Origin of the sequence: Pantoea sp. Acro-807, assembly GCF_011752675.1 — a bacterium.
GTDB lineage: Bacteria > Pseudomonadota > Gammaproteobacteria > Enterobacterales > Enterobacteriaceae > Pantoea > Pantoea eucrina.
Genome location: NZ_VWXE01000004.1, coordinates 286649 through 313330, shown reverse-complemented (window position 1 = coordinate 313330; position 26682 = coordinate 286649). Strand labels below are relative to the sequence as shown.

The 26682-nt window shown below is 52.9% G+C and carries 24 protein-coding genes; 11 read left to right on the top strand and 13 right to left on the bottom strand.

What is annotated here, in order from left to right; all coding sequences use genetic code 11:
* Positions 1-32: 32 nt before the first annotated feature.
* A complete protein-coding gene (locus F3J39_RS12245) occupies positions 33-5903 on the bottom strand; it encodes an autotransporter outer membrane beta-barrel domain-containing protein (protein ID WP_233207441.1) in 5871 nt (1956 codons plus the stop codon).
* A gap of 585 nt (positions 5904-6488) precedes the next feature.
* Positions 6489-7739: a sensor domain-containing diguanylate cyclase gene (locus F3J39_RS12240; protein ID WP_104085834.1), complete on the bottom strand. Its 1251-nt coding sequence runs from the start codon at positions 7737-7739 to the stop codon at positions 6489-6491.
* 423 nt (positions 7740-8162) lie between these two features.
* Here F3J39_RS12240 and F3J39_RS12235 point away from each other — a divergent pair, with 423 nt between their 5' ends.
* The gene (locus F3J39_RS12235) at positions 8163-9566 is read left to right on the top strand and encodes a PLP-dependent aminotransferase family protein (RefSeq protein ID WP_040113834.1); all 1404 of its coding nucleotides are present in this window, start codon (positions 8163-8165) and stop codon (positions 9564-9566) included.
* Between the two features lie 67 nt (positions 9567-9633).
* The gene (locus tag F3J39_RS12230; protein WP_040113832.1) at positions 9634-10098 is read left to right on the top strand and encodes a YlaC family protein; all 465 of its coding nucleotides are present in this window, start codon (positions 9634-9636) and stop codon (positions 10096-10098) included.
* Between the two features lie 68 nt (positions 10099-10166).
* Here the strand turns inward: F3J39_RS12230 and F3J39_RS12225 are convergent, their stop codons facing one another.
* From F3J39_RS12225 to F3J39_RS12205, 5 genes are all read right to left on the bottom strand, one after another.
* The gene (locus F3J39_RS12225; RefSeq protein WP_104085741.1) at positions 10167-10787 is read right to left on the bottom strand and encodes a pyridoxamine 5'-phosphate oxidase family protein; all 621 of its coding nucleotides are present in this window, start codon (positions 10785-10787) and stop codon (positions 10167-10169) included.
* 241 nt (positions 10788-11028) lie between these two features.
* Positions 11029-12060 (bottom strand): methionine synthase, encoded by a 1032-nt coding sequence (locus F3J39_RS12220; RefSeq protein ID WP_071668139.1) that lies wholly within the window; start codon positions 12058-12060, stop codon positions 11029-11031.
* Positions 12061-12084: 24 nt separating this feature from the next.
* Positions 12085-13068, bottom strand: a complete 984-nt coding sequence (locus F3J39_RS12215) for a DUF1852 domain-containing protein (protein WP_040113825.1) — start codon at positions 13066-13068, stop codon at positions 12085-12087.
* 352 nt (positions 13069-13420) lie between these two features.
* Positions 13421-13996, bottom strand: coding sequence for a pyridoxamine 5'-phosphate oxidase family protein (locus F3J39_RS12210; RefSeq protein ID WP_071668138.1), 576 nt, complete (start codon positions 13994-13996; stop codon positions 13421-13423).
* 24 nt (positions 13997-14020) lie between these two features.
* The gene (locus F3J39_RS12205; RefSeq protein WP_104085742.1) at positions 14021-14680 is read right to left on the bottom strand and encodes an NAD(P)-binding oxidoreductase; all 660 of its coding nucleotides are present in this window, start codon (positions 14678-14680) and stop codon (positions 14021-14023) included.
* 143 nt (positions 14681-14823) lie between these two features.
* On the opposite strand from F3J39_RS12205, the gene F3J39_RS12200 reads away from it, so the two are divergent.
* The 5 genes from F3J39_RS12200 (at position 14824) to F3J39_RS12180 (ending at position 16869) form a co-directional block, all read left to right on the top strand.
* A complete protein-coding gene (locus F3J39_RS12200; RefSeq protein ID WP_040113820.1) occupies positions 14824-15441 on the top strand; it encodes a TetR/AcrR family transcriptional regulator in 618 nt (205 codons plus the stop codon).
* Positions 15442-15568: 127 nt separating this feature from the next.
* Positions 15569-15772, top strand: a complete 204-nt coding sequence (locus F3J39_RS12195) for a hypothetical protein (RefSeq protein ID WP_040113920.1) — start codon at positions 15569-15571, stop codon at positions 15770-15772.
* A 50-nt stretch (positions 15773-15822) separates the two neighbouring features.
* Positions 15823-16074 carry a hypothetical protein gene (locus F3J39_RS12190; RefSeq protein ID WP_071668136.1) on the top strand — a complete coding sequence of 84 codons (252 nt, stop codon included), beginning with the start codon at positions 15823-15825 and terminating at the stop codon, positions 16072-16074.
* Between the two features lie 314 nt (positions 16075-16388).
* Positions 16389-16616 (top strand): YgdI/YgdR family lipoprotein, encoded by a 228-nt coding sequence (locus F3J39_RS12185; protein WP_175540442.1) that lies wholly within the window; start codon positions 16389-16391, stop codon positions 16614-16616.
* Positions 16617-16638: 22 nt separating this feature from the next.
* On the top strand, positions 16639-16869 hold the full coding sequence (locus F3J39_RS12180; protein WP_040113814.1) for a YgdI/YgdR family lipoprotein: 231 nt from the start codon (positions 16639-16641) through the stop codon (positions 16867-16869).
* A 54-nt stretch (positions 16870-16923) separates the two neighbouring features.
* Here the strand turns inward: F3J39_RS12180 and F3J39_RS12175 are convergent, their stop codons facing one another.
* Positions 16924-17688 carry an SDR family oxidoreductase gene (locus F3J39_RS12175; protein WP_104085743.1) on the bottom strand — a complete coding sequence of 255 codons (765 nt, stop codon included), beginning with the start codon at positions 17686-17688 and terminating at the stop codon, positions 16924-16926.
* 980 nt (positions 17689-18668) lie between these two features.
* Here F3J39_RS12175 and F3J39_RS12170 point away from each other — a divergent pair.
* The 4 genes from F3J39_RS12170 to ycgZ all read left to right on the top strand — a co-directional run bounded on the left by F3J39_RS12170 (position 18669) and on the right by ycgZ (position 21114).
* Positions 18669-18929, top strand: a complete 261-nt coding sequence (locus F3J39_RS12170; protein ID WP_071668134.1) for a hypothetical protein — start codon at positions 18669-18671, stop codon at positions 18927-18929.
* Positions 18930-19163: 234 nt separating this feature from the next.
* Positions 19164-19814, top strand: a complete 651-nt coding sequence (locus F3J39_RS12165; protein WP_040113810.1) for a hypothetical protein — start codon at positions 19164-19166, stop codon at positions 19812-19814.
* A gap of 520 nt (positions 19815-20334) precedes the next feature.
* On the top strand, positions 20335-20643 hold the full coding sequence (locus F3J39_RS12160) for a hypothetical protein (protein ID WP_040113808.1): 309 nt from the start codon (positions 20335-20337) through the stop codon (positions 20641-20643).
* A 228-nt stretch (positions 20644-20871) separates the two neighbouring features.
* On the top strand, positions 20872-21114 hold the full coding sequence (gene ycgZ, locus F3J39_RS12155; RefSeq protein ID WP_040113806.1) for a regulatory protein YcgZ: 243 nt from the start codon (positions 20872-20874) through the stop codon (positions 21112-21114).
* Positions 21115-21131: 17 nt separating this feature from the next.
* Here the strand turns inward: ycgZ and F3J39_RS12150 are convergent, their stop codons facing one another.
* The 5 genes from F3J39_RS12150 to hchA all read right to left on the bottom strand — a co-directional run bounded on the left by F3J39_RS12150 (position 21132) and on the right by hchA (position 26642).
* Positions 21132-21329 (bottom strand): hypothetical protein, encoded by a 198-nt coding sequence (locus F3J39_RS12150; protein ID WP_040113804.1) that lies wholly within the window; start codon positions 21327-21329, stop codon positions 21132-21134.
* Between the two features lie 102 nt (positions 21330-21431).
* Complete coding sequence (locus F3J39_RS12145) at positions 21432-21695, bottom strand: hypothetical protein (RefSeq protein WP_040113802.1); 264 nt, start codon at positions 21693-21695, stop codon at positions 21432-21434.
* 242 nt (positions 21696-21937) lie between these two features.
* A complete protein-coding gene (locus F3J39_RS12140; RefSeq protein ID WP_071668132.1) occupies positions 21938-23098 on the bottom strand; it encodes a diguanylate phosphodiesterase in 1161 nt (386 codons plus the stop codon).
* A gap of 307 nt (positions 23099-23405) precedes the next feature.
* Entirely contained in the window at positions 23406-25334 is a 1929-nt protein-coding gene (locus F3J39_RS12135; RefSeq protein WP_104085744.1) for a methyl-accepting chemotaxis protein, read from the bottom strand.
* A 459-nt stretch (positions 25335-25793) separates the two neighbouring features.
* Complete coding sequence (gene hchA, locus F3J39_RS12130; RefSeq protein ID WP_104085745.1) at positions 25794-26642, bottom strand: glyoxalase III HchA; 849 nt, start codon at positions 26640-26642, stop codon at positions 25794-25796.
* Positions 26643-26682: the final 40 nt, after the last annotated feature.

Below are 26682 nucleotides of genomic sequence, written 5' to 3'. Positions count from 1 at the left end.
GAAACGCTGCTCAGGCCGGCAATGGCCGCCGCTTAAAACGACCAGCGAACACCGGCATTGTAGTGCCAGCCGTGCGCGCCGTTCCCGTTAACCTCTTTGCGATAATCGGTTTCGGCATAAAGTGACACATCCCGGGTGAGCGTCGCGGTGCCGCCAAGGCCGACATCCCACATCTGACCAAACTTACCGCTGTCAAAACGCTGACTCTCCGTGCCGTCAGCAGAGCCGGCCCGGGTTTTCGCCGTTCCGCCCCAGCCGCGATAGTAGTTTGCGCGCAGATAAGGCGTGTACTGCCGCAGGCTCTCATCCTGCCACGTGCGGTCCAGCCGCGCCCCGAGCCGGCCAACGGTCTGCTCATAACGATCCCAGGAAACCCGCGTCTGGTCCCGATCGGTCAGGCTGTCCATATCGAGACGCTGCCAGGTCAGCTGCGCCTGGGGTTCGATACGCCATCCCTGCGTCAGCTCAATGGCGTAGCCTGACTCCAGTGAAGCCGCCCAGCCGCTGCCTTCCGGCGAAGCCACCGCTTTTTGCCGCATGATGTCAGTTTCGCCACGATAGCGGTTCCATGACAGCGAGCTGTCAACATAGAGGCCGCTGCTATGCTGCCAGGTGCCATACAGCGCCACGCTGTCGCTGTCGAAAGCGGTTGAGCTGTAGCCATCCACCGCGTGCGGACGAATACGCGTGTTGCCGCGCGTCCAGGCGATACCGCCGCGCAGGCTATCGTCTGCGCCATCCAGTCGGATGACGTTACCGCCGAGCTGCGCCGCGCTGTAGTCAAGGTCAGCGTCATAGCCGTAGTGACTCAGGCCGCGGTTGCTCTGATAGTGCAGGTTGGCTCCCAGGTAGCGAACAAACATCTCACCGCCCGCTGCATCGGGATCGTGCTGCTGGCGCAGCTCGCCCAGCCGCTTGTGCAGATCGTCCGTGATCGCCAGCGTATAGAGTGCCAGGCCAACCGGCGCTGAGATATATGACGGGAGCTGCGGCGTTACCGCCCTGCGCAGGCCGGTTTTGCCATTGCCTGGCTGCGGCTGACAAAGCTCGCCGTCTGCGCAGACAAACGTGTTAGCCAGACGGTAGTCGCGGAAATCATTACCGCTGCCGCTAAGCTGACGTTCACTGGCGGCGCTGCTGCCTGGGGCAAAACTATACAGGCTGTATTGCCACGGGCCTGAAGCGACATACCCCTGCTTCAGAACAAAACTCTGCGGAGCGGCTCTGCCCGACACCTGCGCAAGCGAAACCCCCTCCGCCGGCCCGATGATTCCGTCACCGTTGCGATCCAGCTGCGGCGCGCCGCGCAGAACATCATCAATCAGCGTCGTGCCGCTGACGTTACCGTTAACGCGCAATATATCGCTGCGGGTGGCCGCCGAGTTAAGCCGCAGCGTGCCGTTTGCCGAAGCCAGATCGCCGTTAAGCGTCAGCGAGTTACCGGCCTGGCTGCTGCCATTGGTCAAATCCAGCGTACCAGCGTTATTCACCTGCAGCGAGGTGGCGCTACCGCCCTGCAGCAGCGGCTGAACACCATCTCCCGCCAGCAGGGTCGAATCCGCGTCAATATTGATGGTACTGTGCGCCAGCCGAAGGTTGTCCGTCAGCGTCCAGCGGGTGCCGGAAAAATTCAGCGTGCTCCAGCCGGCGCCGATATTGGTGCCTTTTACCGGATCGTCACTGGTAAAAGATCCGCCACGCGCCGTAATGTCATGGAGGTTGAGAGTACTGCCTGCGCCACCAGCCGTGGTGATGTGCCGGGTATTTTCCAGGCTGATGTTCTGTACGGTGGCGCGGTTATTTACGCCGCTGCCCATTGTCAGACTGCCCTTCAGCGTGCCGCCGGTGACAATCAGCGTATCCTCTCCGTTACCGGTATGCACATCGCCGGTTACCCTGCCGTCCAGCAGGGCAACAACATCCCGGGCCGCTCCACCCGCCACCACCACAGTCTGCGGATTGGGTGCCGTCACGGTGCCTTCATTGATAAAGACCGACGCACCGCCGCGCAAATCGATGATGGGTGCCACCAGGCTTTGTGACGTGATACTGCCCTGGTTAATCACCCGCCTGGCGGTGCGCGTCACTACGGCGGATCCGCCGTTAGCGGACTCAATGGCAATCGTTCCTGCGGTGACAACATCTCCGGTTGTATTGGCACGTATGGCGGTGCCCTTACCGGGCACCGTGATGGAATAGCCCTGCCCGATAAACAGATCGTTACGCGTTGCTGAACCATCTTCATTCGCAAACAGATAGCCGGTTCCGCCTTCGCCTGTGACAATCTGCGCACTCCCTTCGCCGTCAAAAGAGACGGCTGAACGGATACCGGCTCCGCGCCCGGTTTCCAGCCGCACATTTTGCAGTGAAATAGCGGTAATTCCGGCACGGTTATTGATGACGCTGCCACGACCATAAGCGCCCAGCGTGATATCGCTGGCCTGGAAAAACTGCGCCCCGTTATCCAGCAGCACGCCATCGGCGCGTCCGCTGGCGGTAATGGTACTGTAGCCCTGACCATCACCCTGAACCGCCAGACCGCCACTGTTGCCGACCCGCAGCGCGGCGATCCCGTCATCTACCTGCAGACGACTGCTCTCGCGCGGATAGTAGTAACCATAACCACTGCTGGCATCGATGCCGGTGCCCGAGGCGATACGCACACTGCCAAAGTTAAGAAATGACGCGTTGTCGTGCACGCGCGCGCCCGTACTCTCAGGGCCGGTTAAATTCACCAAGCCCTGATACTGATTGAAGATCGCTGAATAGTAACCCGCGTCGAAAGCGGTGATCTGCCGGCCGCGCCCGGTAATGTCAGAAGCGGCATAGACGGTTGCCCGATCGCCCGACGCTATTACGCCGCTGGTATTGTTGCCGTTAAGTGCAATGGGACTGGTGACAATCCCCTCGCCCAGTTCATAGACGCGCAGCGCCGCAGCCCCTCTGCCGTTCACGTTATACCGGTCAGTGCGGTAGGCGTAGGACGTACTGCCGGAGACCGAGACGCCGGTCGTATCAGCTCCGCTCAGCGTTACCGTACCGGGCTCACGCGCATAGACATCGCCTCCGTTGCTGGCCTGGTAAAGCGTTGAGCCGGCTGTACTGACGTCTGTGCTGCCTCCGCTGCTGAAAATAATACTGTCCGTGTCCGTCGCCTGATAGCCGACCTGGTTAGCATGATGAAACACCACGCGACTTGTTGCCCCGCTGTTGATAATGGCGTTCTTTTCGGCGCGGGCACCAACCACATTAGCCCCGTACAGATTGATAATGCCGTTCTGGTTCAGCACCGCCTGCTCGCCGCTGGCGATCGCGCCCAGCGTTGTCTGCTGGCTGCCCGATCCGCCATACACATTTAACATGCCGCGGGTGGTTATTTCTGTGGTCGGGAGGTTCTCCCCGGGAGTGGCGAATCCCCCGGCGTATAAGCCGGTTCCTCCGCGCGTCACGCTGATATCGCCCTGGTTGATGACTTTCGCCCCCAGGCGCGCGAGGATCCCCACCGATCCTTCTCCTCCTGAAGTGATGCGACCGGTATTCACCAGCTGCGCCTGGTTTACTGCCGCCAGTCCCACCTGCGCATCCGCCAGCCCGCTGATAGCGGCATGGCTGGTCAGCAGCGTGCGGCTATCCGGCAGGTAATCAGCGCTGATATTGCGGCCGCTCAGATCATATTTATACCCGTCAACCGTTGCGGCACTGGCGCCTTTGCCCGTCAGGCGCAGCCGGGTGGCAGCACTGAGTGTACCCTGCGCACCGCCTTCTATCCGCATGGCGCTGGCGCCAGCACCTACATTGAATGTTGCATCACGCGTCACAATATCGCTGCCCCTGCCGCTGCCCACGATACCGGTGGCGCCCGGTGCGTTGAGCGAGAGCGTAGTACCGCTGGCGCTGAAGTCTGCGCCATCCGCGAAGCGAAATAGCGTACCGTCGGGGCTGGAGGTGGCGTAGCGGCCGCTGGCGGGCAGCCGGAGACGTGCGTCCGGACCACTGATAAAGAAACTGATCTGATTACGGCCCTCTCCGGCGCGCGGCACCGCGCTGGCGGCCACCTCCACCCGGGCGTTTCCATCTGCACGCACACCGATAGCCGCATCGCCCTGTAAATTGATCCGTCCGCCCAGCGCGGCGTGCGCCTGAGCGCCCTGTTCGCCGGTTACCCAGACGGCGGTATTCTGCGTGCCGCCAGGGAGGTCAGCATGACCCCTGACATTGATGGTGCCGGTAGACCAGGCGCTGGCGCGATGGTTCTGCATGGCAAGGATGCGCAGGCCGGTACTGTTATCACCGTTAAGATTGATTGTTCCTGCGTTGCCCACCCGCCCGTACTGCCCGGCATTCAGCACCAGCATGCCGATGTTTTCCAGCGGCTGAGGCTGTGCCCGTCCGTTGATATCGATAACGCCGTTATTCAGCGTCAGCGCAGAGGGTGCATTTTCCACGCGCATACCCACGGCGTTCTGCACGCGGGAGCCGATGACAATACGGCCATTATTGATCGCGCTGCTGTTGTGGTGTTGCTCAATAGCACTGACGCCGCCGCTCAGCGTAACCGCGACATCCTGCGTTCTGTCCGTTTTGCGGTTTTGCGGCGAGCGCCCGATGGCGATGGTGCCTTGTGCCGTGTTAATAAAGTGCCCTGCAGCGCCTAACGTAACCCCTGCCGCTGAACTGTTATTGACCACATCCGTGACGCCGACGTTGATGCTGCCGCGGTTAATCGCACTGCCCTGATTAATCCAGATGGCGCTGCTTTCCTGGCCTTCAGGCGCATCGCCGGGGGCAAGATTAATCACGCCATTATTGGTAAAACGGCTGCCGTTTTTTACCGCAACGGCCTTACCGATATAGCCCAGCGTGCTTCTGTCGACACCCGTGCCGCTGGCGTTATTCAGGAAGCCGGCGTTCAGCGTGCCATTGTTGATTCCGGTGCTGCCCGAGAGAAGTGCCAGCGCCCTGCTCTCAGCAATCCCGGTGGCGGTCACGGCGAGCTTGCCATCAATGATTGCGGTCGCGCCGTTGCTGGCCTGCATCGCCGTGCTGGCGTTGATGACCTCAAGCGTACGCCCTGCAGAAATTTTCACGCTGGCGTCACGACCATTCGCACTTAGCACTATCCGGTCGCCCGCCGGCAGCCTGACTTCATCGCGGCGGTTGCCGGCACCGGTGCGATAAACCACGCGGCCTTCATTAAGCGAAAACGCTTTATTAAACGCGTTGCCATACTCTTCCTGCGTAATATTGTCATTCAGCAGCTGATTGATTAACCAGTCATTATAATTTCTTAATTCCGCAAGGGAGGCTACCGTGAACGTGGTGACTTCGCCATCCCGCGTATTTACGCTGAAAGGCCCGGTATATCTCACCACGCTATCTCTGCTCAGCGTCAGCTGATTATTTGCGGGAGGTGCCTCAACGGCGGTGAAAGTAACACGATTATTACTGTTCCAGTTCAGATGGCCGCGCTGTGCCGTGGTAAAAAGCTGGCTTTGCCTGGCCGCCATTGACCAGCGGTTTGTGTCCGAACCTGCGATTTTGTCAGGTCGCCCGATATTAATATTAAGCGTGCCGCGCGTAACTGAGGCGATGCGGGCATCTATATATTGACGATCGTTTACAGCATAAAAGTCCTCTGCCTGTGTCTCTGTATTAATTTCTGGTAAATCTGTAAAGGCTAAGCTGTCATAAACATGAAAGGATTTATAGCTGTTGTTTTCGGGATCGGGAATAACGATATTCAGATTTTGCTGCCCGACGTTAATACGGGGTTGCCCCGTGAGCGTATCGGTAACGATCCGGCCCGCGCGCTGCAGCTCACCCAGCGTTGTGCGGGTTACGCCACTCACCCCCGGCGTGAACTGCGGCAGCCCGGTCAGCGTCCGCACTGAACCATCACGCAAATACAATGCACCCGCTTTATAATCATTATTTTCAGGCGTATAGGGCTTTAATATCTCCGCCGATGCATTTAAAACCGGAAACATCATACCTTGTGCTGCAATAAGGGCCAGAAGTACAGGATTTAATTTAAACACGATATTTTCCTCAGCTGAGAAAAAAGCAAAACCTGAAAACAGAACACGGCTTTCAGGCATCGACAGAGCGTATTTATTTTGGAAATGTCAGATAAAAGTAATCAATGCGCAGACAATAACATCACGTTACTAATGTATTGTCCAGCCTGGCTTACGCTTCGTTAGCGCATAAATCATAAATTAAGATAAAAGCCTTTCACATAGATTTATTTCGGCGGAGCTAAAAAATTCATTAACCAATTAGTTATTAAAAAGAATGAAAAGAATAAAAGTACCGTTTATTAACATACATTATTAACCCGACACTCAGAAAAATCACAGCCACACCGATTAGCCAAATGCATAAACCAGCGAAAGCTGCGAGCTGCTTTATCGTGCGCGTAACCCTTTCAGCCACCAGATCGGGGGAGAGAAATCGCGATGTAATTCTGTTAGCCAGCCTGATGCCCGTCACAGAGGCGAGGGCAGGCAGAAAAACTGGTATGCGACGTCACGGCGGGCTTTTGCCTGGTACATGGCGGTGTCAGCCTGCTGAATCAGTAATTTAGCGGATAATGTCGCAGGTCGCGCCTGGCTTATGCCGATGGCGGCCCCGATGCTTATCGTCCTGCTGTTGATGCTGAAAGGAGCATTGAAGCTGGCAATCAGACGTTCAGCAAGCGCAGAGGCCTCCCGGCGATCGCGGCATCGGGCTGCTACCACAAACTCATCGCCGCCGAGTCGGGCAACCGACTCATCCGGCGCCAGGCAGCTCTGCAGCCGCTCGCTTATCTGTAACAGCAGCGTGTCACCTGCCGCATGGCCCATTGAATCGTTAACGGCTTTAAATCCGTTCAGATCGAGAAACAGCACCGTGACAAGGCGCTGCTCCTGCTGCTGTGCGAGCAGGGCGTCAACCTGCTTATAAAACCAGGAGCGGTTTGGCAGGCCGGTCAGCGCGTCACGCATCGCCTGCTGCTCCAGCTGCAGCATTTTCTCTTTGTCGCGGGTGATATCGCGCGATACCAGTACCGCACCGATGTTCTTTCCCGTGGAGGGATCGGTCACGCCGCAGGCTTTTGTGCCAAGCGTAATATAGTGGCCATTGCGATGACGTTTGTGCACCTCCACCACGTCCGGCTGCTCCCCCCCGGCGAAAATAGCACTCAGCACCGCGGCTGCAGGTGCGCGATCGTCAGGGTGCAGAAAGTCCGTCACCCGCTGGCCCAGCATCTCTTCGGCTGACCAGCCAATCATTTCGCTGTAGGAGGGAGAAATTGAGACATACCGCCCTTCGGCATCGCAGTGAGCGATAAGATCCGTGCTGTTTTCAATCAGCAGGCGATATTCAGCGGCCGTGCGCAGCGCCTCCTCCAGCGCCTTACGCTGTCCGGTGACATCCAGTACGAAACCGCTGTACTGCAGGTGTGGCGCTTCCGCCCGCTCGCCAGGCAAGCCTGACACGATGACATGGCGCAGGGTGCCATCCAGGCAGTTGATCGGCACTTCAATATGAAAAGGCTGTACGCGCTCCAGGGCCGCAGTCAGCAGCAGCGCAATTTTTGCATCCTCATCAGCCTGGGCGATGCTCAGCCACTCCCGTAGCGTGACGCCTTTGAGCGCAGGTATCAGGCCGGCAGGGCACTCCTGGCTGGTGACGCAGATCCCCAGGGCGTTGGTGGACCAAACGGCGGATAAGATAGGTTTGATCGTTGTGCTCATGATAGCTGGACCTGGTTTATTCTGACGATACTCAAAGAGCATAAAACGTATTGTGGCAGATATCCCGATCGCCCGGCTTGCTATCCTGCACGCGCGCAAAAGAACGATGATAGTCAGAGAATCATTTTACGCCTGCCTGATTTGGCAAAACGTCGCTGTTTCTCTGACCCGATACAAAAACTGACGCAGCACAGAAGCGTTATCGGCTGACCCGCCTGCAATCTTTAATCGGTAAAGCGTTATTCCCCGCGGCGGGCAGCGAGAGCCTCCTTTTACGGCAATCTGCCCCGTCCTGTCGCTGTACAGATAACACGCAAAGTGAGTCAAATGGAAAAACTGATGCAATCAACCATGCAATCAAGTTACGCCTTGATTATGGCTGTGATATACCTGTCTGCGTAACGTCCTGAGACAGGATTTAATATGATTACGCCGCTTTTTACGCGCTGGGCAGCCCTGCTTCAGCAGCAGACGCAACGTCCGGCCTATCTGCGCATCGCGGATTTCATTGCAGAGGGCATCAGTACAGGCGAGTTGCCTTCACGCTACCGTCTGCCGCCGCTGCGTGAACTGGCTGAAACGCTGGGTCTGAATTACACCACGGTAACGCGCGGTTATGCGGAAGCGCGGCGCAGAGGATTAATTGACTCACGCCCCGGACTCGGCAGTTTTATTCGTGCGCGGGCATCAGCCTCTTCAGCTCTGCCTGCCAGCACTTATGAAATGACCATGAATGCGCCGACAGAACCTGCCGGTGCCGCCGTTGAGGAAGCGCTGCGCGCAGGAGCCATCAACCTTTTTAACCAGACCGACATGCTGAGTCTGCTGCGCTATCAGGATTTTGGCGGGACGGCAGAGGATAAAGCAGCAGCGATGCGCTGGATCGGGCGCAAACTTCACGTAGAGAGCGAGGCCGACGTGCTGGTTTGTCCGGGCATTCACAGCGCTCTGATGGGCATCATGACGCTGCTGAAGCGCAGGAAAGGTGCGGTCTGTGTCAGCAGCCTGATTTACCCTGGCATGAAGGCGATTGCCAGTCATCTGGGCGTGCGGCTGCAGCCGGTGCTCTGTGACGCGCAGGGGCCCGATCCGCTGGCGTTTGAGGCGCTGTGTCGCAGCGGCGAGATCGGCGCATTCTATATCAACCCGACGCTGCAAAATCCGACCACGATGACGATCCCGGAAGCGCGCCGGCGGGCGCTGGCTGAGTGCTGTCAGCGCTATAACATTACGGTCATTGAAGATGACGCTTATGCGGCGCTCAGCGATGCGCCGGTGCCAACGTTTGCCGGATTAATACCGGAACTGACCTGGTATCTTACCGGCCTGTCGAAGTGCTTTGGCCCCGGATTGCGGATCGCGTTTGTGAAGGGCCCTGACAGACAGATGATGCAGCTGCTTTCCGGCGTGCTGCGGGCGCTGACGGTGATGTCCAGCCCGCTCACTAATGCGCTGGCGCGGCAGTGGATCAATGACGGGACGGCAGATCGCATGCTGATCGCTATCAGACAGGAGGCGGGCATCCGCCAGCAGATTGCAGCGGCCTGCCTGACCGGATACCCGTTTGAGGCTGACAGCGCAGGCTATCACCTCTGGCTGCCGCTGCCCGGTCTGGTCAACGCCAACGCCTCCGACATCGCGGCAAAGCTGCGTGAAAAAGGGATCAGCGCCGTCTCCGGTGCCGCGTTTTGCACTGGTAATCTTCCTGCTGACGCGCTGCGCATCTGTCTGGGCGGTTCTCAGTCGCGGCAGCAGTGTGAAGAGGGCCTGAAAATTCTGGCCGCCATGCTGGCCGATCCCATCCACTTTTCCGGTATGGCGATTTAGCAGCGTGACGCTAACAACAGCCAGTAAAACGTTAACTCCATCATTATGGGCAGATAAGGTTTAAAACATGAGCAATCAACTTAATGCGCTTCTGCAGCAGGAGCTGGACAGCATCAACCGCGCGGAAAAACGCAACGATCGACCCTATTTCGACGTATCGTTTATCCGTCAGTACCCGGGCCTGTATGGCCTGATGTGTTTCCTGTTTGTGCTGACCATGGCACTTTTACTCTACTCCGACTCCTTCGGCACAATTGAGTATGTCGTCTGCTGTGCCATTTTTGCCGTCTGTAACTTCTTTTTCTTTTTTCACGTGAACCCGTCTTACCGGGTAAAAGATATCGATAAAGGCGCATGGAAGAACTGCTATACCGGCGACTGGTACATGGAAGTTTACGTTCGCGAAGCCTTTATTCATGACCTGCTCAATGGAGATGTACTCACCGAAAGCGAAAAAGCTACCCTGCAGGCGCAGTATGCCCGTAAAGGCCATCTTTACTTTGCTGATATTTACCGTCTGAGAACCCGGTAGTCTGCGGAACTGAAAACAGCCTGCTGGCAGGCTGTAGAGTGCAGGTTGCTGTGCGGCATCAGGCCGGATTAATAGAGTGTCTCTTTCAGGCGACCAGGGAGTGCCGCATCGTAGGCGCCGGCGTCAATATCCTGCGAAATGCTGTTCAGTATGGAACCGGTGCTTGGCAGCGCCTCCCGCGTAATTTGCGTCGCCGGATCCCAGAGCCGGGAGCGAATGATGGCCCGGCTGCACTGGAAAAAGACGCTCTCAACGGTGATGGTTAACACCGTTTTTGGCAGCTGATTATTCATCGCGAAGCGGGTAAGTAAGGCGGGATCGACGCTTATGGTGGCGGTTCCGTTTACGCGCAATGTCTCCCCGATACCCGGGATCAGAAACAGCAGCGCTACCCGATTATCATGCAAAATGTTGCGCAGGCTATCGATACGGTTATTGCCGCGTCTGTCCGGCAGCAAGAGCGTGCGCTCATCCTCAATATGCACAAAACCTGCCGGATCGCCTCTGGGTGAAACGTCCAGCCCATCCGGTCCGCTGGTGGCCAGCGCGACAAAGGGTGAGGCGGCGATAAAGGGACGATACGCCGGGTGAATATGATCGGTGACTTTGGTCAGCGACGGTTTCGCCACCGCGCCGTAGCACGCTGCAAGCGCGCTTAAATCGGTAATCGTATTGCTTCCATCCGTCATTGCCGGAATCCTGTGTTTAACGGGCCTGCCGCTAGCGTAAGGGATGCATTACGCCGGAAGCAACGCGCGAATGGCATATTGCTGCGCCGCAGCACAGTTATTTTCAGCGCCTGCGTATAAATATATTTGTTTGTCTAATGAACCGCCTGGCCGGGATAGCCGCAAAAGCGTACGGCGCGGTTAAGAATGATAAAAAAAAGGGCCGACGTCAGACGTCAGCCCTGATACACCCTCAGGCGTATTACTGGCCCAGCAGTTCGCGGCGCACGATATCAGCACCGGCGCTCAGCGCATCCAGCTTGCCGCGAGCAACCTGACGCGACAGCGGCGTCATACCGCAGTTGGTGCAGGGATAGAGCTTATCCGCATCGACAAACTGCAGCGCTTTACGCAGCGTTTCCGCTACCTGCTCCGGCGTTTCGACAGTATTGGTTGCCACATCGATGGCACCGACCATCACTTTTTTCCCGCGGATCAGTTCAATCAGCTCCATCGGCACGCGGGAGTTCTGGCACTCCAGTGAGACGATATCGATATTTGAGCGCTGCAGGCGCGGGAAAATTTCTTCATACTGGCGCCACTCAGAACCCAGCGTTTTCTTCCAGTCAGTATTAGCTTTAATGCCGTAGCCATAGCAGATATGTACAGCGGTTTCGCACTGTAATCCCTCAATGGCACGCTCCAGCGCCGCAATACCCCAGTCATTAACCTCATCAAAGAAGACGTTGAAGGCAGGCTCATCAAACTGGATGATATCCACGCCTGCGGCTTCCAGCTCTTTGGCTTCCTGATTGAGGATTTTGGCAAACTCCCAGGCGAGTTTTTCGCGACTTTTATAGTGACCGTCATACAGCGTGTCGATCATGGTCATCGGGCCAGGCAGCGCCCATTTGATCGGCTGAGTAGTCAGCTGACGCAGGAATTTTGCATCATCAACAAATACAGGTTTAGTGCGTGAAACTTCACCTACCACCGACGGTACGCTCGCATCGTAGCGGTTGCGGATCCGCACCGTTTCGCGCTTTTCAAAATCCACGCCGTTGAGATGCTCAATAAACGTCGTCACAAAATGCTGACGCGTCTGCTCACCATCGCTGACGATATCAATACCGGCCCGCAGCTGGTCGTCGAGGCAGAGACGTAGCGCATCGCGCTTGGCATCTGCCAGATCGTCACCCGCCGGTTTCCACGGGGACCATAATGTTTCCGGCTGCGCCAGCCATGAAGGTTTCGGTAAACTGCCAGACGTCGATGTCGGTAATAACTTTTTCACTATAGATAACCTTTTTTCCATTAATCAGTGCGCAAACTCAGCAGACCATTGCTCCAGACGAGTCTGGTAAGGTTTGATAAAATGCTGTTCGGTGAATTTACCCTGCTCAACCGCCAGATGCGTACGCTCTTCACGGTCATAAACGATGCGTGTCAGTGAATAATCCTTGTGTGACAGGCTCGGCTGATACTCCTGTCCGGCCGCTGAGTTCGCGTTGTAGATCTCCGGACGATAGATTTTCTGAAACGTCTCCATCGTGCTGATGGTGCTGATAAGCTCCAGATCGCTGTAATCACGCAGCAGATCGCCGGCAAAATAGAAAGCCAGCGGCGCAACGCTGCCCTGCGGCATGAAATAGCGCGCCTGCAGGCCCATTTTGGCAAAGTAGTGATCGGTCAGCGAATCCGCGTCCTGCCGATATTCAATCCCCAGAACCGGATGATGATTACCGGTACGGTAATAGGTATTTTTACTGGAGACGCTCAGGCAGATAATCGGACGCTTGCTGAAGCTGGCTTTATAGATATCTGAGCTGACGAAGCCTTTGAAGATATTGCCGTGCAGATCACCGAAGTTTTTCGGCGTACTGAAACCGGCCTGGTTTTTATTGTGCTCAGATAACACAACGCTGAAATCGTAATCGCGCACCCAGGAAGAGAAATTGTTCCCGACGACGCCTTCAAAGCGCTGCCCGCTTGTTTTATCAACTACGGTTGTCTTCAGGACTTCGATGACCGGAAACGGCTTTTCATTTCCCGCCGGATCGATATTCAGCTCAACAGAGATGATATCCAGCTCAACGGCATAGCGGTCAGCTTTCGGGTTGTCCCAGTGCGCCAGCGAGTTAAAGCGGTTATCAATCATCTTCAGTGCGTTGCGCAGGTTTTCCTCACGCATTTCACCTCTTGCCAGATTGGCGAAGTTAGTTGTGATACGCGTGTTTGCAGAAGGATTATAGTTTTCGTCAAAACGAAGGCTTTTAATTGAAAAGGTAAATTCTTTGTTCATCGTAATTTCTCACCTCAATTTCTGATGTAAACCTGCTTCTCTGTCTGCCTGTACAACCGACGCTGAATGCTGATTTGATATAACCATTTCCTCAATGGGCTGACTCTTTTATGCCTTACTCCCCTGCTGAAAAAAAGTGATTAAATTTCACCGAACCTGAAGCTTTTTCATGTTCAGATGGGCAGCGGCTTCATTAAGCCCATAACTAAATTGAAATGAAGGCAGGCGTGAACCGAAAGGCGCATAACCTTATGTTTTTTAAGGCGTGATTAATCTGCACCCCGTTTAATCAGGATGAATAAATCTCAACATCCACATTTTCACTTAGCTGAAAATATTTGAGTCAGGCGAGCTAAGGCACCAGCCACCGTCCTGTCCATCCGTTCGCCTGCAGTAAAAACTCACAGCGCTGATGAGGTTCGCTACTAACATCAAGCGACTCAACACGCTCTATCATGATGCGTATCAGCGCAAAATTTTCCGGGGGGTCAGCTAACGAAGCGGAGGCGTGTCCGCTACGCAGCGCATCCGGATCATCAAGGATCTCACCGGGTGAATCAGGCGAGTAAAATAACTGCTGCGCAGCGGGCCGCAGCTTCTGCCAGACGGTACGGCGCAGTTCGCCTTCATCCACGCAGCCTGCCTTACCCTCAAGACGCAGCTGAAAGCTGTTCTCCGCATCCCAGCCCAGCAGCGAAACTTGCGGATTATCTCTCATCTCCTGCACTTTGGCGCTGCGCACGTCAGTGGTAAACAGTAAGGAAGCTGGCGCGAGGCTGAAATCGCGCAGCACTATGGTTCTGATCTTAGGCTGTGCATTCTCTGCCACGCTGGCCAGCTGCATCAGGGTAAAGGGTGAGCGCGCGCTGACCGCATGAGTCAGCTTTTGCCAGATTGCCTGCAGATGCGCATCCGGTAAATGTGCCATAACGTCTCCTCGCGGCTGAACCGGTTAGCGTGAAACCAGCGCGTCTATCGCCTCTGCAATGGGTGTCTCTCCCGCCGTCAGCTCAATAATGACGCGGGATACGGCAGGCTGATGGACCAGCGCCGCCAGGGTGGCTGCAACATCGGCACGGGCAATCGTGCCATAGGCAATTGCCGGTCCGGCGCTGATTTTGCCGGTTGCCGGCTCATCTGTTAACGTGCCGGGACGCAGAATAACCCATTCAAGCGCGCTGGCGGCGAGAACCACGTCGGCCTGTTTTTTTACGCGCATATAGTTTTCAAAAGTGTCAGAAAGCTGCCTGCCACGCCCCGCTTCCGGAAAGGCGGAGACCAGAATAAAGCGTTTAATACCGGCCCGCTGTGCGGCTGCAACTGACTTAGCCAGCCCGTCGCCATCAACGGCATTTGTCATCGCCTCTCCGCCTTTTCCGCCGGCACCAGCGGTGAAGACCACGACTCCACATCCCTGCATCAGTTCGGTGAGTTGCTGTTCATCGAGGGCAACCAGGTCGCCTCTGACAGCCTGGATACCCTGCTGCTGCAGGCTGGCTTCCTGCTCAGCGGTACGACACAACGCCCGTGCCGTCACGCCGGCATGGGTCAGCTGCTGACCCAGCTCACGACCAATCTTTCCTGCACCACCCACAATAAAGACATCTTTCATGCTGATCCCCCTGTCACAAAGGCTGAAATATTTATCGCAATACGATGTAATTTAACCACTTAACTCTAGCGCAAATCTCCGGCGTTGACCGGCCCGGACGCAACCGGGATAATTTGGAAATAATCGCTTCATAAGGGCTGAAAATGCCACCAGTAAAATCCTCTGCCACAGCTCCCCGCGAACGCGGCAGGCCGCGCAATTTTGATATTGATGTTGCGCTTGATAATGCGATGATCATTTTCCGCCAGAAAGGGTTTCACGCTGCCTCTATTGCCGATCTTGGTGATGCTATGCAGCTTACTGCGGGGAGTATCTACAAAGCTTTTCAGGACAAGCGCTCGCTTTTTCTGCGCGTGTTCGAGCGCTACATTGCCATTCGCAATACCGATCTGCGCGAACGTCTGAACGCATTCTCTACGGGTCGTGAACGCGTCGCTGAGCTACTCCAGTTCTATCTCGATTCCGCCAGCGAGATAGAGGGACGGCGCGGCTGTCTGGTGGTGGGCAGCACCGTGGAGCTGCAGACGCTTGATGAAGAGTTATCTCATCTGGTACGCCAGGCAGTGCTGCGCAACCGCGCTTTCCTGATGTCGCTGATTCAGCAGGGCCAGGCTGATGGTTCTATAGCAAGTCATCTGGATGCCGATACGACTGCCGGTTTACTGCTCTGTATTGCGTTTGGTATGCGCGTAGTGGGCAAAATTCAGGATGTGACTAATGGCGAAGAAACTATTAAGATGGCGCTGCGCCTGCTGGATTAACGCTGCTGCGCTATTAGGAAATACGCATTTCCTAATTAAGCTACTGTGCTGTCGTCGCGATTTTCAGTAACAGGCGTCCCTGACATATTACAAACATTAAGCAATTTTAAAAATGGACGGGGGTTATGTGCAGCAAGACGATTCAGAAGATGCGGAAGCGATGTACGCTTTACTGGGTGACGTAATTACACAGATTTTAAAACCGGGTGAAACGCTTTCTTTGCAGGAGATCATCGGCGCGTTATACCGAACAGGCTTACGAGCGGACAGCCCTGAAATGCAGCAGGCGTGCGAAAAAGTTATTCGGTTGCTGGCCAGGAAAATGAATTAATAGTGCTTCAGTGCCGATCCATCAGCCGGTTAAATTAATAAGAGAGAACTATGTGCCAGAATCATTATCTTCCCGTAATGGATAAAGTCAGCGCTGAAGAGCAGGCCAGAATACGTCAGTCCACAGAATTTGAATTGCTGGGTGAAATGGTTAAAGATATTTTATGTTCTGATAAAATTCTTAATCGCAAAGCGCTCTGTATCGCTTTACTTTCCCGGCTGGATAAATGTACAGATGCCAGTGAGAAGATGCATTATGAGAATCTTTTCAATCTGCTTTTAGGGCGTGCAGAAGCGGCCTGATAATATTTATTTACTTTATCTGCGTCAGCTCGCTGCATACTCGTTTTCCTGCGGGCTATAAAGTGCGCCTCCGTGGCGAGCCCTCTCTTTAGCCAAAATTTTCTTAACAAGCCTGTCTCTTTTCTGATGGTTCGCCTGCCTTTATCTGTTTCTCAGGCATCACCGGAAGGATAGCAAAATATATGCTCCGCTACGGCCGTACTCCCCTGCTGTTCACCGCATCAATTGCACAAAAAAATCATCAAGGTCAGACCACCCCCGGAAATTATGGACTATGCTCCTCTTATAACGTGTCCAGAAAATAGGGAAATATGATGAAAAAAATGGTTGTTGCTGCCGCAGTCCTGACATCTCTTTTAGCCGTAACCGGCTGCTCGTCTAACCAGGCGATTAAAACGACTGATGGCCGCACCATTATTACCAGTGGTAAACCACAGGTAGATAGCGATACCGGGCTGGTATCGTATGAAAACGCGCAAACCGGCAAAACTGAGCAGATCAATCGTGATCAAATCACGAACATGAGTGAACTGAATAACTGATCCATCTATCAAGGAGAGTACAATGAAGAAAGTTATTTTACTTCCAGTAGCAGCGATTATTGCCCTGTCCGCCCTTACCGGCTGCACCCGCACCACCTATGCGATTCATACTAATGATGGTCGTACTATTGTCAGCGATGGTAAGCCAAAAGAAGCGGAATCAGGACTGCTGGGTTATGTCGATGCCAACGGCGTTAAACAGCAGATTAATAAAGCTGATGTCAAAGAAGTGTCTGAGATCCCACGCTCATAGTTTGTGTGACGTCAAAGATAAGCCCGCGCAGTTGCGCGGGCTTTTTTGCTGCTATCAGGCCTGTTTTGGCTGACCGTTCGATGCCGTTAAACCGCCATCAACCGGCAGGTTAGCGCCCGTGATATAGCGCGCATCATCGCTGGCAATAAAGACAATTGCGCCCGCAATGTCATCAGCCTCTCCCGCACGGCGTAGCGGAATGCGGTCGTAAAAGCGTGCCAGCAGCTCCTCATCCTGTTTTGCGTTTTCCGTTAAATCAGTAAACGTAAATCCCGGACAGATAGCATTGACTCTGACGCCGTCTGAGCCATAGTCCATCGCCAGTGCGCGCGTGAAGTTGGTCACAGCGCCTTTGGCTGCGTTATATACGCTCATTCCCCAGTCGCCACCAAGTCCGGATACGGAAGAGATGTTGACAACGTTACCTTTGGTTTTCAGCAGGGCTGGCATAAAGTAGTGCGTGCAGTAATAGACGCCATCCAGATCGGTGCCCATCAGCTTTTTCCAGTCATCAGGAGAGACTTCATGGATCTTGCCCTGAACGATACTGCCCGCATTGTTGACCAGTACATCCGCGCGCCCGTAATGCTGGTTCACCTTTTCACTAAGCTGCCTGACCTGCCCGGCATCTGAAACATCACAGGGAACAACAAGATGTTTTCCGGCAGGTAAAACCTCTTTGACTTTCTGCAGCTTCTCTTCAGTCCTTCCCACCAGTACTACTGATGCCCCTTCAGCAGCAAAACGTTGTGCTGACGCAGCGCCAATACCTGAGCCTGCACCAGTAATAACGACAACTTTATCTGCAAACCGTGACATGATTTCTCCTTATCTGATGGAAATGACACTCCTAAGCCTGGCAAGCTCTCGCCAGTCATCAAGCGAAACGTAAGTTTTAGGATGACTCTCAATGGAGCACGCGTCACCCTGTGCTTTTTGTCAAAAGTGACAATCACGCCTCTTTTAAGGCGCATATTTGTATTGGTTTGCAGTCGGTGGCGCACTTCAGATATGAAAGCAAAAGGTGTGCGGTACTGAGTCTGGTTAAAAATCCACCCACAGAAAAGTCGCTACCTGAAGAATAAGATTAGAAAGGGTGATATGAGCAGGTTAATGAAAATATAAGTAAATTCTTAGAAAACGATTTCATCACAAACTAAAGCCATATTATTCATATAGTTAATCAGTAATCATGCTAACTATAAGTTTTGTATGTATAATTTTTTACTAAGCGAGTCGGAAAAACTGACAAATTTCTCTATTCTTAAAGTGTTCAGTGAGAAATCCAACTAAGCACTGAGCTGAGTAACTCCTACCTTGCCTCCTTGCGGAGGCATTTTTTTGTCAATTTCACGGGTTGTTGTTATCTGCTTACCTCTGGCCCGGTTATCCATTTCTGTAAACTGCTTATAGCCTGCCTGATTAGCTTATTGCCCTATTTTATGCTGGTCCGATGAGCAACGCAGATTTTCGTCGGGTTTACAGCTAAAACCCAATTTAAAATGGTTTGTCATCTATAGTGTATGAGCCAGCCTATTCTGGCAAACAACACACAGGATGCGTTTTCAGCGAGAGAAATCCTCTTCAACATTTTGTTAGCCCGCCCTGCGCGGGCTTTTTTTTTGCAGAATTTCAGAAGGGTCGCTGGCGAAAGCCCGCAGAATTTTCATTGGCTAAAAAGCGTTCGATCAAAAAATTCTGCTAGCTGATTTGGGAAATTTCAAAATATATCCGGCAAATTCTGCCGTTACGCCTACAGTAAGTGGTGAGGTTATCATGCAATCGTAAAGGAGGTTTGTTTGTCTATTCAACACGACGAGATAGGTCATGTCATTATCGGCGAAGCGGCACTCAGCCTTGCACTGAGCGAAAAAAAGATCAGCGTTCGTTCACTGATTAATGAGCTCGAATCAATGGCAAATGCGGGTGGCAGCGATGCCCGTCTTATTGAGATCTCAGAGGCCAGAAGCTGGCTGAAAAGTTTCGATAAACCCGAGCACGTTGTTCCGCACGTGCCCTATTTGCAGACACTGACAAGCCTGAACGACGAAAAGAACTGACGCCTATGGACGTAATCCGGCTCCGGCTGGAAGACGACGATAAAGATAACCTTATCGGTTACGCGCAAGCGTTTACCGGCCGGAGAAACTGTCATGGACGACACCTCCGCCCTGCTACGGCGTATCTGAACAGACGCTTATAATCTTATCTCCGGCTACACTTTTTCCTGCTGTACCAGCTTATTACTCATTCAAACTGATGATCAAATCCACTCCGGTTTTCAGGGAGGTCTTTTGGAACGTACGACAGCGGATAACCACATGCCCATCACCTTACCTGATACGCACTTTAATCAGATTCTGAGCCGTGAAGTGCCAAACCGGGACGATACCTGTGCTTTTCTTACAGGTAAGACGCGCGTATTTACGCTGCCAGGCTTTATTATTCCCTTTGGCTATGCGCTCTATGTCTGTCCGGAGGATAAACAATACCGGCTGGTTACCCAGGAACCGAAACCTGAAACGGTCTATGCAGTAAGGCTGGAAGAAACAGAGGATTTTACCTCGCCGTTACGCGCCTGCATTCAGATTATGGTCTGGCGCACGCGTCAGCCGCAGCATGAACAGGCGGTGCATGGCCTGGCTCGTCGCTTTTTTTGTTATTTCCTGCATACGCGTTCAATTATTGTTACCGATAGCGCTCAGACCAATGCGGCAAAGGTGATGTGGGAGAGTATGATTGCCTGGGCACTGCGCGATCGCGATCACTATGTCTATGTGTGGGACGGGACACGTCGCGACAAACCGCTGGTGCCGGTTTCTGACTGGCACGCATTTTGTGAACACTGGATCACCTTTTGCTGGGGCAGCCAGCCTGACAGCCATCTGCTGCGCAGAGTGATCATCAGTACCCTTCCCCTCACTCCTGATAATCCGGAGCATTAACCTCTCACCCTCCTGCATGCGCAAAATTTACTCTGCTGATATAAAGCTAATAAGGTAAGCGCGTGCCATGCTTAACACACGTATAGAGTAAAAGCAGAGCACGCCAGCCAGGGTTGCAGTTATCAGAATAAATGCAGACCCAGGCCTGAGTATAGAGCGGGCAATTGTCCTAAAGCGTGGCTTTTGTTAACCGGGTTCAGGTTTGTCCCCCATGACCAGGCTGTAATCATCAGCAATCAGCGGGCTATAAAAAGTGGCATGCAACGTCTGAAAAAGCGCCAGAGCTGAAACAGACAGCGATGAATAACGTTCAAATTTTTTAAGATTATTCTGCCTTTAGCCGGTTTACACTGCATGAATAGATGATGCTGCACACTATCAGTACGTTACAAACCTGTATCTCAGAATCATCAAATACTTTTTGCATCGGGACTCAGCTGATCGTTTACAGCGTATTGTAGAAGTATTGCTGCTCATTACACTTTAAAATCATTACAAAACTATGATGAGGAGAGCGGAAGTGTTATTTCATGAAAAGGTAGTAGGTCACGTCATTATTGGCGAAGCGACACTCAATCTGGCACTGGGCGATCGGGATATCAGCGTTCAGGCCCTGATCGCAGAGCTGGGTCGCATGGCAGAGAGAGAAGAGAACGATGAGCGTCTGGCACAAATTGCCGATGCCAGAAGCTGGCTGAAAAATTTTGTACAGCCTGAGCGAATTCACCAAACTCAGACAGAGTGGCAGGCCCAGGCACTACGTCATGAACAGGCAGCGTTATCGGCTAAACCGATACGTTTTACCTCAGGTGACGATGAAGAGAGTTAGCAGAATATCAGCGCAACCACGTTGTACACGTCTCAATGCAGAAGCTGTACAAAGAAGAAGTAAAATTTTCACTCAAAAAAATTTCATTTAACTATTTGATATAAAAGAAAAATAATAATGAAAAGATCGCAGGCGATAAATTAGTGGCAGAAAAAGCTGTACAAGTAAAAGTTAGTTGTATAACTTTACCTCTGTCAGTACAACTTACTTATTACAACGAGGCTAACTATGCGTCAGAATATGGTACAGCATCCATCATCCGCTAGTGACATCGCTAACTATTTCAACAAAGCTTCCACTCTGAGCCAGCAGGAAACGCTGGGACAGTTGGTAGTTGAAATTCTGACCTCAGGCAAAAACCTTAACCGTAAGGCGTTATGCACAAAACTGCTTGGTCGTCTTGAAGCAGCAACCAGCGCCGAAGAAGAGCAGCATTATCAGGCACTGATTGGACTGTTGTTTGATCGTTAATACTGCGTGAGCTTTAGTTAGTGCATCTGACGAGCAAGCAAAATGACAGCTTTACGGCAGGCCTCACGAACATCCTGCCCTGTCGCTGTCTCACCCATGTGATGCAGTGCAGTAGTAATCTCATGCAGAGTCAGATGCTGGTCCGGCTTAAGAAGGCGCGCCACAACCGTTCCAATAACGGCGTAGATATCTTCGGCGGCTGCGTCATTTTTCACATGACCTCCGTCCGTAGGTGGATAAGCATACAGTCTAACAGAAATTGTTCCCGGGAAACAATTTAGCGTCAGACCTTAGAGCGTCTTTGATTTAAATCAATTTTAATGCATTTTTCCGCGTGCAGGCCGTATATCAGATTCAGTCCCGATCGCTTTTTCAGACGCCCTAACCTGCATTTCACGTCTGACTTCGTCGATAGCACGCAATCCGGCACGGATGCGATGCTCATCGGTCTCTTTATCAAGACCAGCGCGCAGACGATCAAGTAAAGCGGTCCATGAAATGGCTGCATTAGCATCAAGTAAGTCAGTAACCGCCTCACCGATCAAAATTTCCGTCATCTTTTCTTCAAATTCTTTTTTCATGATGTGTCCGCCTGCAGGTTCGGGGGCGCAAAGTTTACCACAGAATTTTAGTGTGTAACCCTGAACCGCAGCGAGCCTGAGCGTTTCTTATAAATTTCACATATTTATCGCAGCAGTGCTGTCAGAAAAGATCTTTTCTGGTTGAAAAAAGAGCAGAGCCGGAAAGGGTATGACAAAAAACAACCGACCGGCTTTTGATGTGCCGGTCGGTCAGACTGATACTGATAGTGAAAGAGTAAGCGTTACATCGCCGCGCGATATTCCGGCCATGACACGGATGTGCCCTGCGGGGTAAAGAGCGAGCCCTGGAAGTCGATAACACCTGCAGCCTCAAGCCACATCCACTCTTCCGGCTGTTCAATACCAGAAGCGATGACGTTGATTTCGAGCGCTGAACAGCATTTGATAATAGCCTGAATGACAGCCTGCTTTGGACCACTGCGATGAACATCGCGAATAATTCCGGAAGCAATACGCACGCGATCGGGCTGCACATGAGTCAGCAGTGAAAGCCCGGCAGAGCCGTCACCAAAGTTATCAATCGACAGGCTGATGCCTGCCTGTTTTAGCTGCTTAACCGCTTCGGTAAAATCATTCAGGCCCGGGATAACTTCCGTTTCACTGACGCCCAGAATAATCTGTTCCGGCACCAGTCCGGCGTTTTTAATGGCGTCCGTGATAGTGTCAACCGCGTTAGGCACCGCAACCAGCGTCATAGGCAGAATAGTCAGATAGAGCGTCATGCCATCCGGACAGGCTTTGCCCGCCTTCATCAGCGCCATGCGTACGGCGTTCAGATTAGCAATATACTTATCTTCATCTTCACCTGCGCTCTGCGGACTATCGGAAATAGCCTCCAGTGCGGTGATCTCGCGGCCGAGTGGATCCACAACCGGGCGGAAATGAATGCCGTGCTCTTCCTGAAGCGATCCCGTCATGTCGGGAATAAAATCCCACAGATCGGCAGGCAGCACTTCGAAATAGTTTTCTTTTTCCCGCGATTCAACAAACGTGCGCAGGAACTGCAGGCCCCGATCGTCATAGGTCAGCCGGAAGCGTGAAGTACCGCGATCCAGTACCGCCTGAAGTACGGTTGACTGGTCATGTTCGCGCAGGTCAAACAGCTCCATCCCGGAATTACCGAAACGGCGATAAGGGGAGTAGTCACGCATAAGTTCAACCACATTGTGATGACGACGGTCAGCACAGATGCGATTGTAGATCGTCATAACACCCTCTTCAGGTCCCTCAAGGATCTGAAAGAAATGTGTACCGTTAAAGAGCAGAATACCGGTAACCTGGTGTGACTCATTCAGGAGACTCGCCTTCTCAACCATACCCGGCAAAATTTTCACGGGCACATCCGCAGAGATGTGGCTACGGTAAATGATTGTGGTTAGCATTAAATACTCCAGTTTACGTGAGTGTACCTGTCTACTTTATCAGCCGGCGGCAGCTACGTATAATCCTGTCTGAAATAATCTGGCTGAATTACTGTCAATATTAAAGCTACGTTTCCAGTAAAAACCAGCAAAAGTGCACAAAATCGCCTTTTTTCAGAATCATACAGAAGCGCAGTAAATAAGCGAAACGGGGTGGGATTGTAATCCGCTGCAGACAAGTTTTTTGACAAATCGTGTTGGTTCGCAACGATTCTCTGCTTTTTTACTGCGCGAGCAGATGCGGGACGCGCCCGCATCGTCGCAAAGATTACGCCGTGTGGAAAACAGCCACCAGCTGACGCAGACGCGAGGCGCGTTCTGCGAGATCGCCTGCTGAAGAGGCAGACTCTTCAACCAGCGCTGCGTTTTGCTGTGTCACCTGATCCATCTGGTTTACTGCGATATTAATTTGCGAAATCCCGCTGCTCTGCTCCTGAGAGGAGGCAGATATATCGCGGATAAGCTGCGCCGTCTGTCCAATAGCATCTACGCTCTGTTTCACTTTGTCACCGGCATTTCTGGCCATCACCATTCCCTCTTCGGCGTGGCTGACCGAGTGCGCAATCAGCTCTTTAATCTCTTTGGCAGCAGAAGCGGAACGCTGCGCCAGCGAGCGCACTTCTGCTGCGACGACGGCAAAGCCTTTACCCGATTCCCCTGCTCTGGCTGCCTCTACTGCCGCATTGAGGGCCAGAATGTTTGTCTGGAAAGCGATACTGTCGATAACGCTGGTGATCTCTTCAATTTTGGCCGAGCTGCCCCGGATACGCCCCATGGTGTCCATCACTGACGACATTGCCTCTCCGCTGAGCGATGAAGCCTGCGTTGCCGCTTCTGCCATGGTCGTGGCGTGATGGGTATTTTCAGCATTCTGACTGATAATGGATGCCATCTGCTCCATGCTGGCGGCGGTCTCTGCCAGCGATGCGGCCTGCTCTTCAGTCCGGGCTGAGAGATTTCCATTGCCGTTTGCGATCTCTTCAGAGGATGAAGCGATCGTCAGTGCGCTCTCCTTGATATCTGAGACCAGCCCGGCAAGATGCTGCTGCATATACTGCAATGATTGCAGCAGCTGCCCCATTTCATTGCTGCCGGTAATGTTAACCGGACACGTCAGGTCGCCCTCTGCCACGCGACGGGCAGCATTAACGGCTTCTTCCACCGGACGCGTAATCGAGCGGGATATCATAACGGCAACCCAGACAGCCAGTAACGCCACCGCGAACAGTACGCCCAGCAGGCTATATTGCGCATGACGGCGTGCATCAATCTGCTGGCTAAGCATAACCGAAAGCCGATCGGCGCTCTGTGTTCCCAGTGTGGCAAATTGATTGATCGCCTCAGTGAATACCCGGACATATTCTGCCGGCGTGACAGTTTTGGTTTTGGATACAAAAATAGTATTGGCCAGCGCCAGTGCATCCTGCGCCTGCTGCACGGCGGTGGTCTCTCCGCTGGCAAACAGCGCTTTTAGCGCCGGTTCAATAGTAAAAACTTTATCCATATTGTTGCTGAACTGCTCCAGCGCTACGTTGCCGTTTTGCAGCCGGAAGTCCATCTGGCTGAGCGTTGCCTCTGATGCGCCCATGCCAGACGCAATCAGCGATGTGCCGCTTGCTCTGATCTGCCCGAGGGTTTCTGTTAATAGCGGCAACCGGTTGAAAATGCTGACAATAAGCTGATAAGTATTTAAGTCGCTGTCCAGTGACAAGCCGTAAAAATCCAGGATGTCCTGATTGGCTATTAACAATGTCTGAATCAGACTGGCGTGCTGGCTGAGGCTCGCTTCCAGCGAAAGCTGCTTATTGCCCAACTCTGCCTGCAGTTTTTTCCACTCGCCGTCAGCTTTATTCAAACGCGCCAGCGGTTGCGCAGCCTCCGCGTTATCGCCCAGTACAGTCACTACACCGCTGTAGAGCGCATCGGCCTCCTCTGCCAGCGCCACGCGTGACGCTCGGGCTGGATCGTCACTCGCAATAGCAATAGCGCTTTCTGCCCGATGGCGCTGGACCAGGTTAATCAGTGACAGCATCTTCTTTTCAACCGGTATGCCGGTAAGCTCAAGCTTTTTTGCATCAATGGCCTGGTTCCCGCTTTGAATAAACAGACAGGTTGGAAATATAAACAGCCCGAGAGCAAACAGTCCCAGCAAAATAAACTTCGCTGGCAAATTAATCGTGTTAAGTATCTTTTTCATGCAATATTCCTGGGTGAGCCTTAAGTGAGCAATTCTGAATAAAAATTATTGTTATTAAACGGTGCAATCTGCTCATCCATGAGATAGCCACTCTGCATCCGGGCCTGCCGGTTATTGCAGGCACTGATGAAGTGAAAAATTATAGATTGCTCAGGGTTATTTTACAGGAAGTGTATTGACGATATATTCTTGCGTAACTGCCAAAGCCAAATAAACATAAATCATTTAATAACAACAAGATAAAAGTTAAAGCAGGTATGTCAAAAACACCCTGGCTCGTTATATATCGGAAAAGCTTATATTATAATAAAGTGCTAAAGTTTTAGCTAACCTCGCCGATAAACAGCTTATTTTTTATAAAAAATAAAACAGAGAAATACGTTTACGATTTAAATTTTAATCAGGAAGAAATATCAGCCCTGACAAAGATGCCTGTCAGGGCCTGGGAAATCAGACGCCTTAACCGTAAGCTTTCAGCAACGTTTCTGCAGCAAGTTTGCCTAACGCATTTGCAGCATAAGGGCTGTCGCCCGTTATAACATTGCGATCGCGATGTACCGTACCTTTGATATCTTCATTGATAATATGAAGACCCATTGCGCGCAGCTTCTCACCGAAGTACCAGGTAAGATGGCCTGGCATATAGCCTATGTCCGGCGTCTGCTTATCAATGGCATCAGGGAAAGCACAGATTTCATAGCCAGCCAGCGGATTGTCGGACCCGGCGAGTGAAAGAAACGCCGCCGGGCCGTGACAGAGTGAGATCAGATAGCGGTCGTTTTCCAGCGTCCAGCGAAGCAATGTCGCCACCTCTTTACTCTCCGGTAAGCCGATCAGCGCGCCATGCCCGCCCGGGATAAACACTGCCGCGTAGTCGCTATGAGGAGAGAGGGACGCTAACACATCTGCCAGCCTGAGCGGAGAGCGAAAGGCTGACTGGTAGCGCTGATAGAATTGTATTACCGCTTCATCCTCTCCGGGCATGGCCCAGTGTTCAAACTTTGCCATCTGACCAGAGAGCGTTGCAATGTCGATACCGAAGCCCGCCTGATGCAGGTGATACATCGGCAGCAGCGTTTCCACCGGATGATTGCCGGTTGAAAACAGCGTATCGTTCTCCAGCGGCAGATAGCGTTCATCAGCACACAGGACCAGAATTTTTTTGCTTCCGTCGCCGGGCGCCGGATAGTCTGCGCCCTCCAGATCGGATAGAGGAGAGGTAAACCGATCGCGCGAGTAGTCGGAGGGGAAAAATGCGTCTGCCTCGGCACGATCGGCAACGGGTTTCCTGCTGAGTTCGTTCGTCATTTATGCTTCCTCTGTGAATAAATACAGAAAGAAGCGTAGG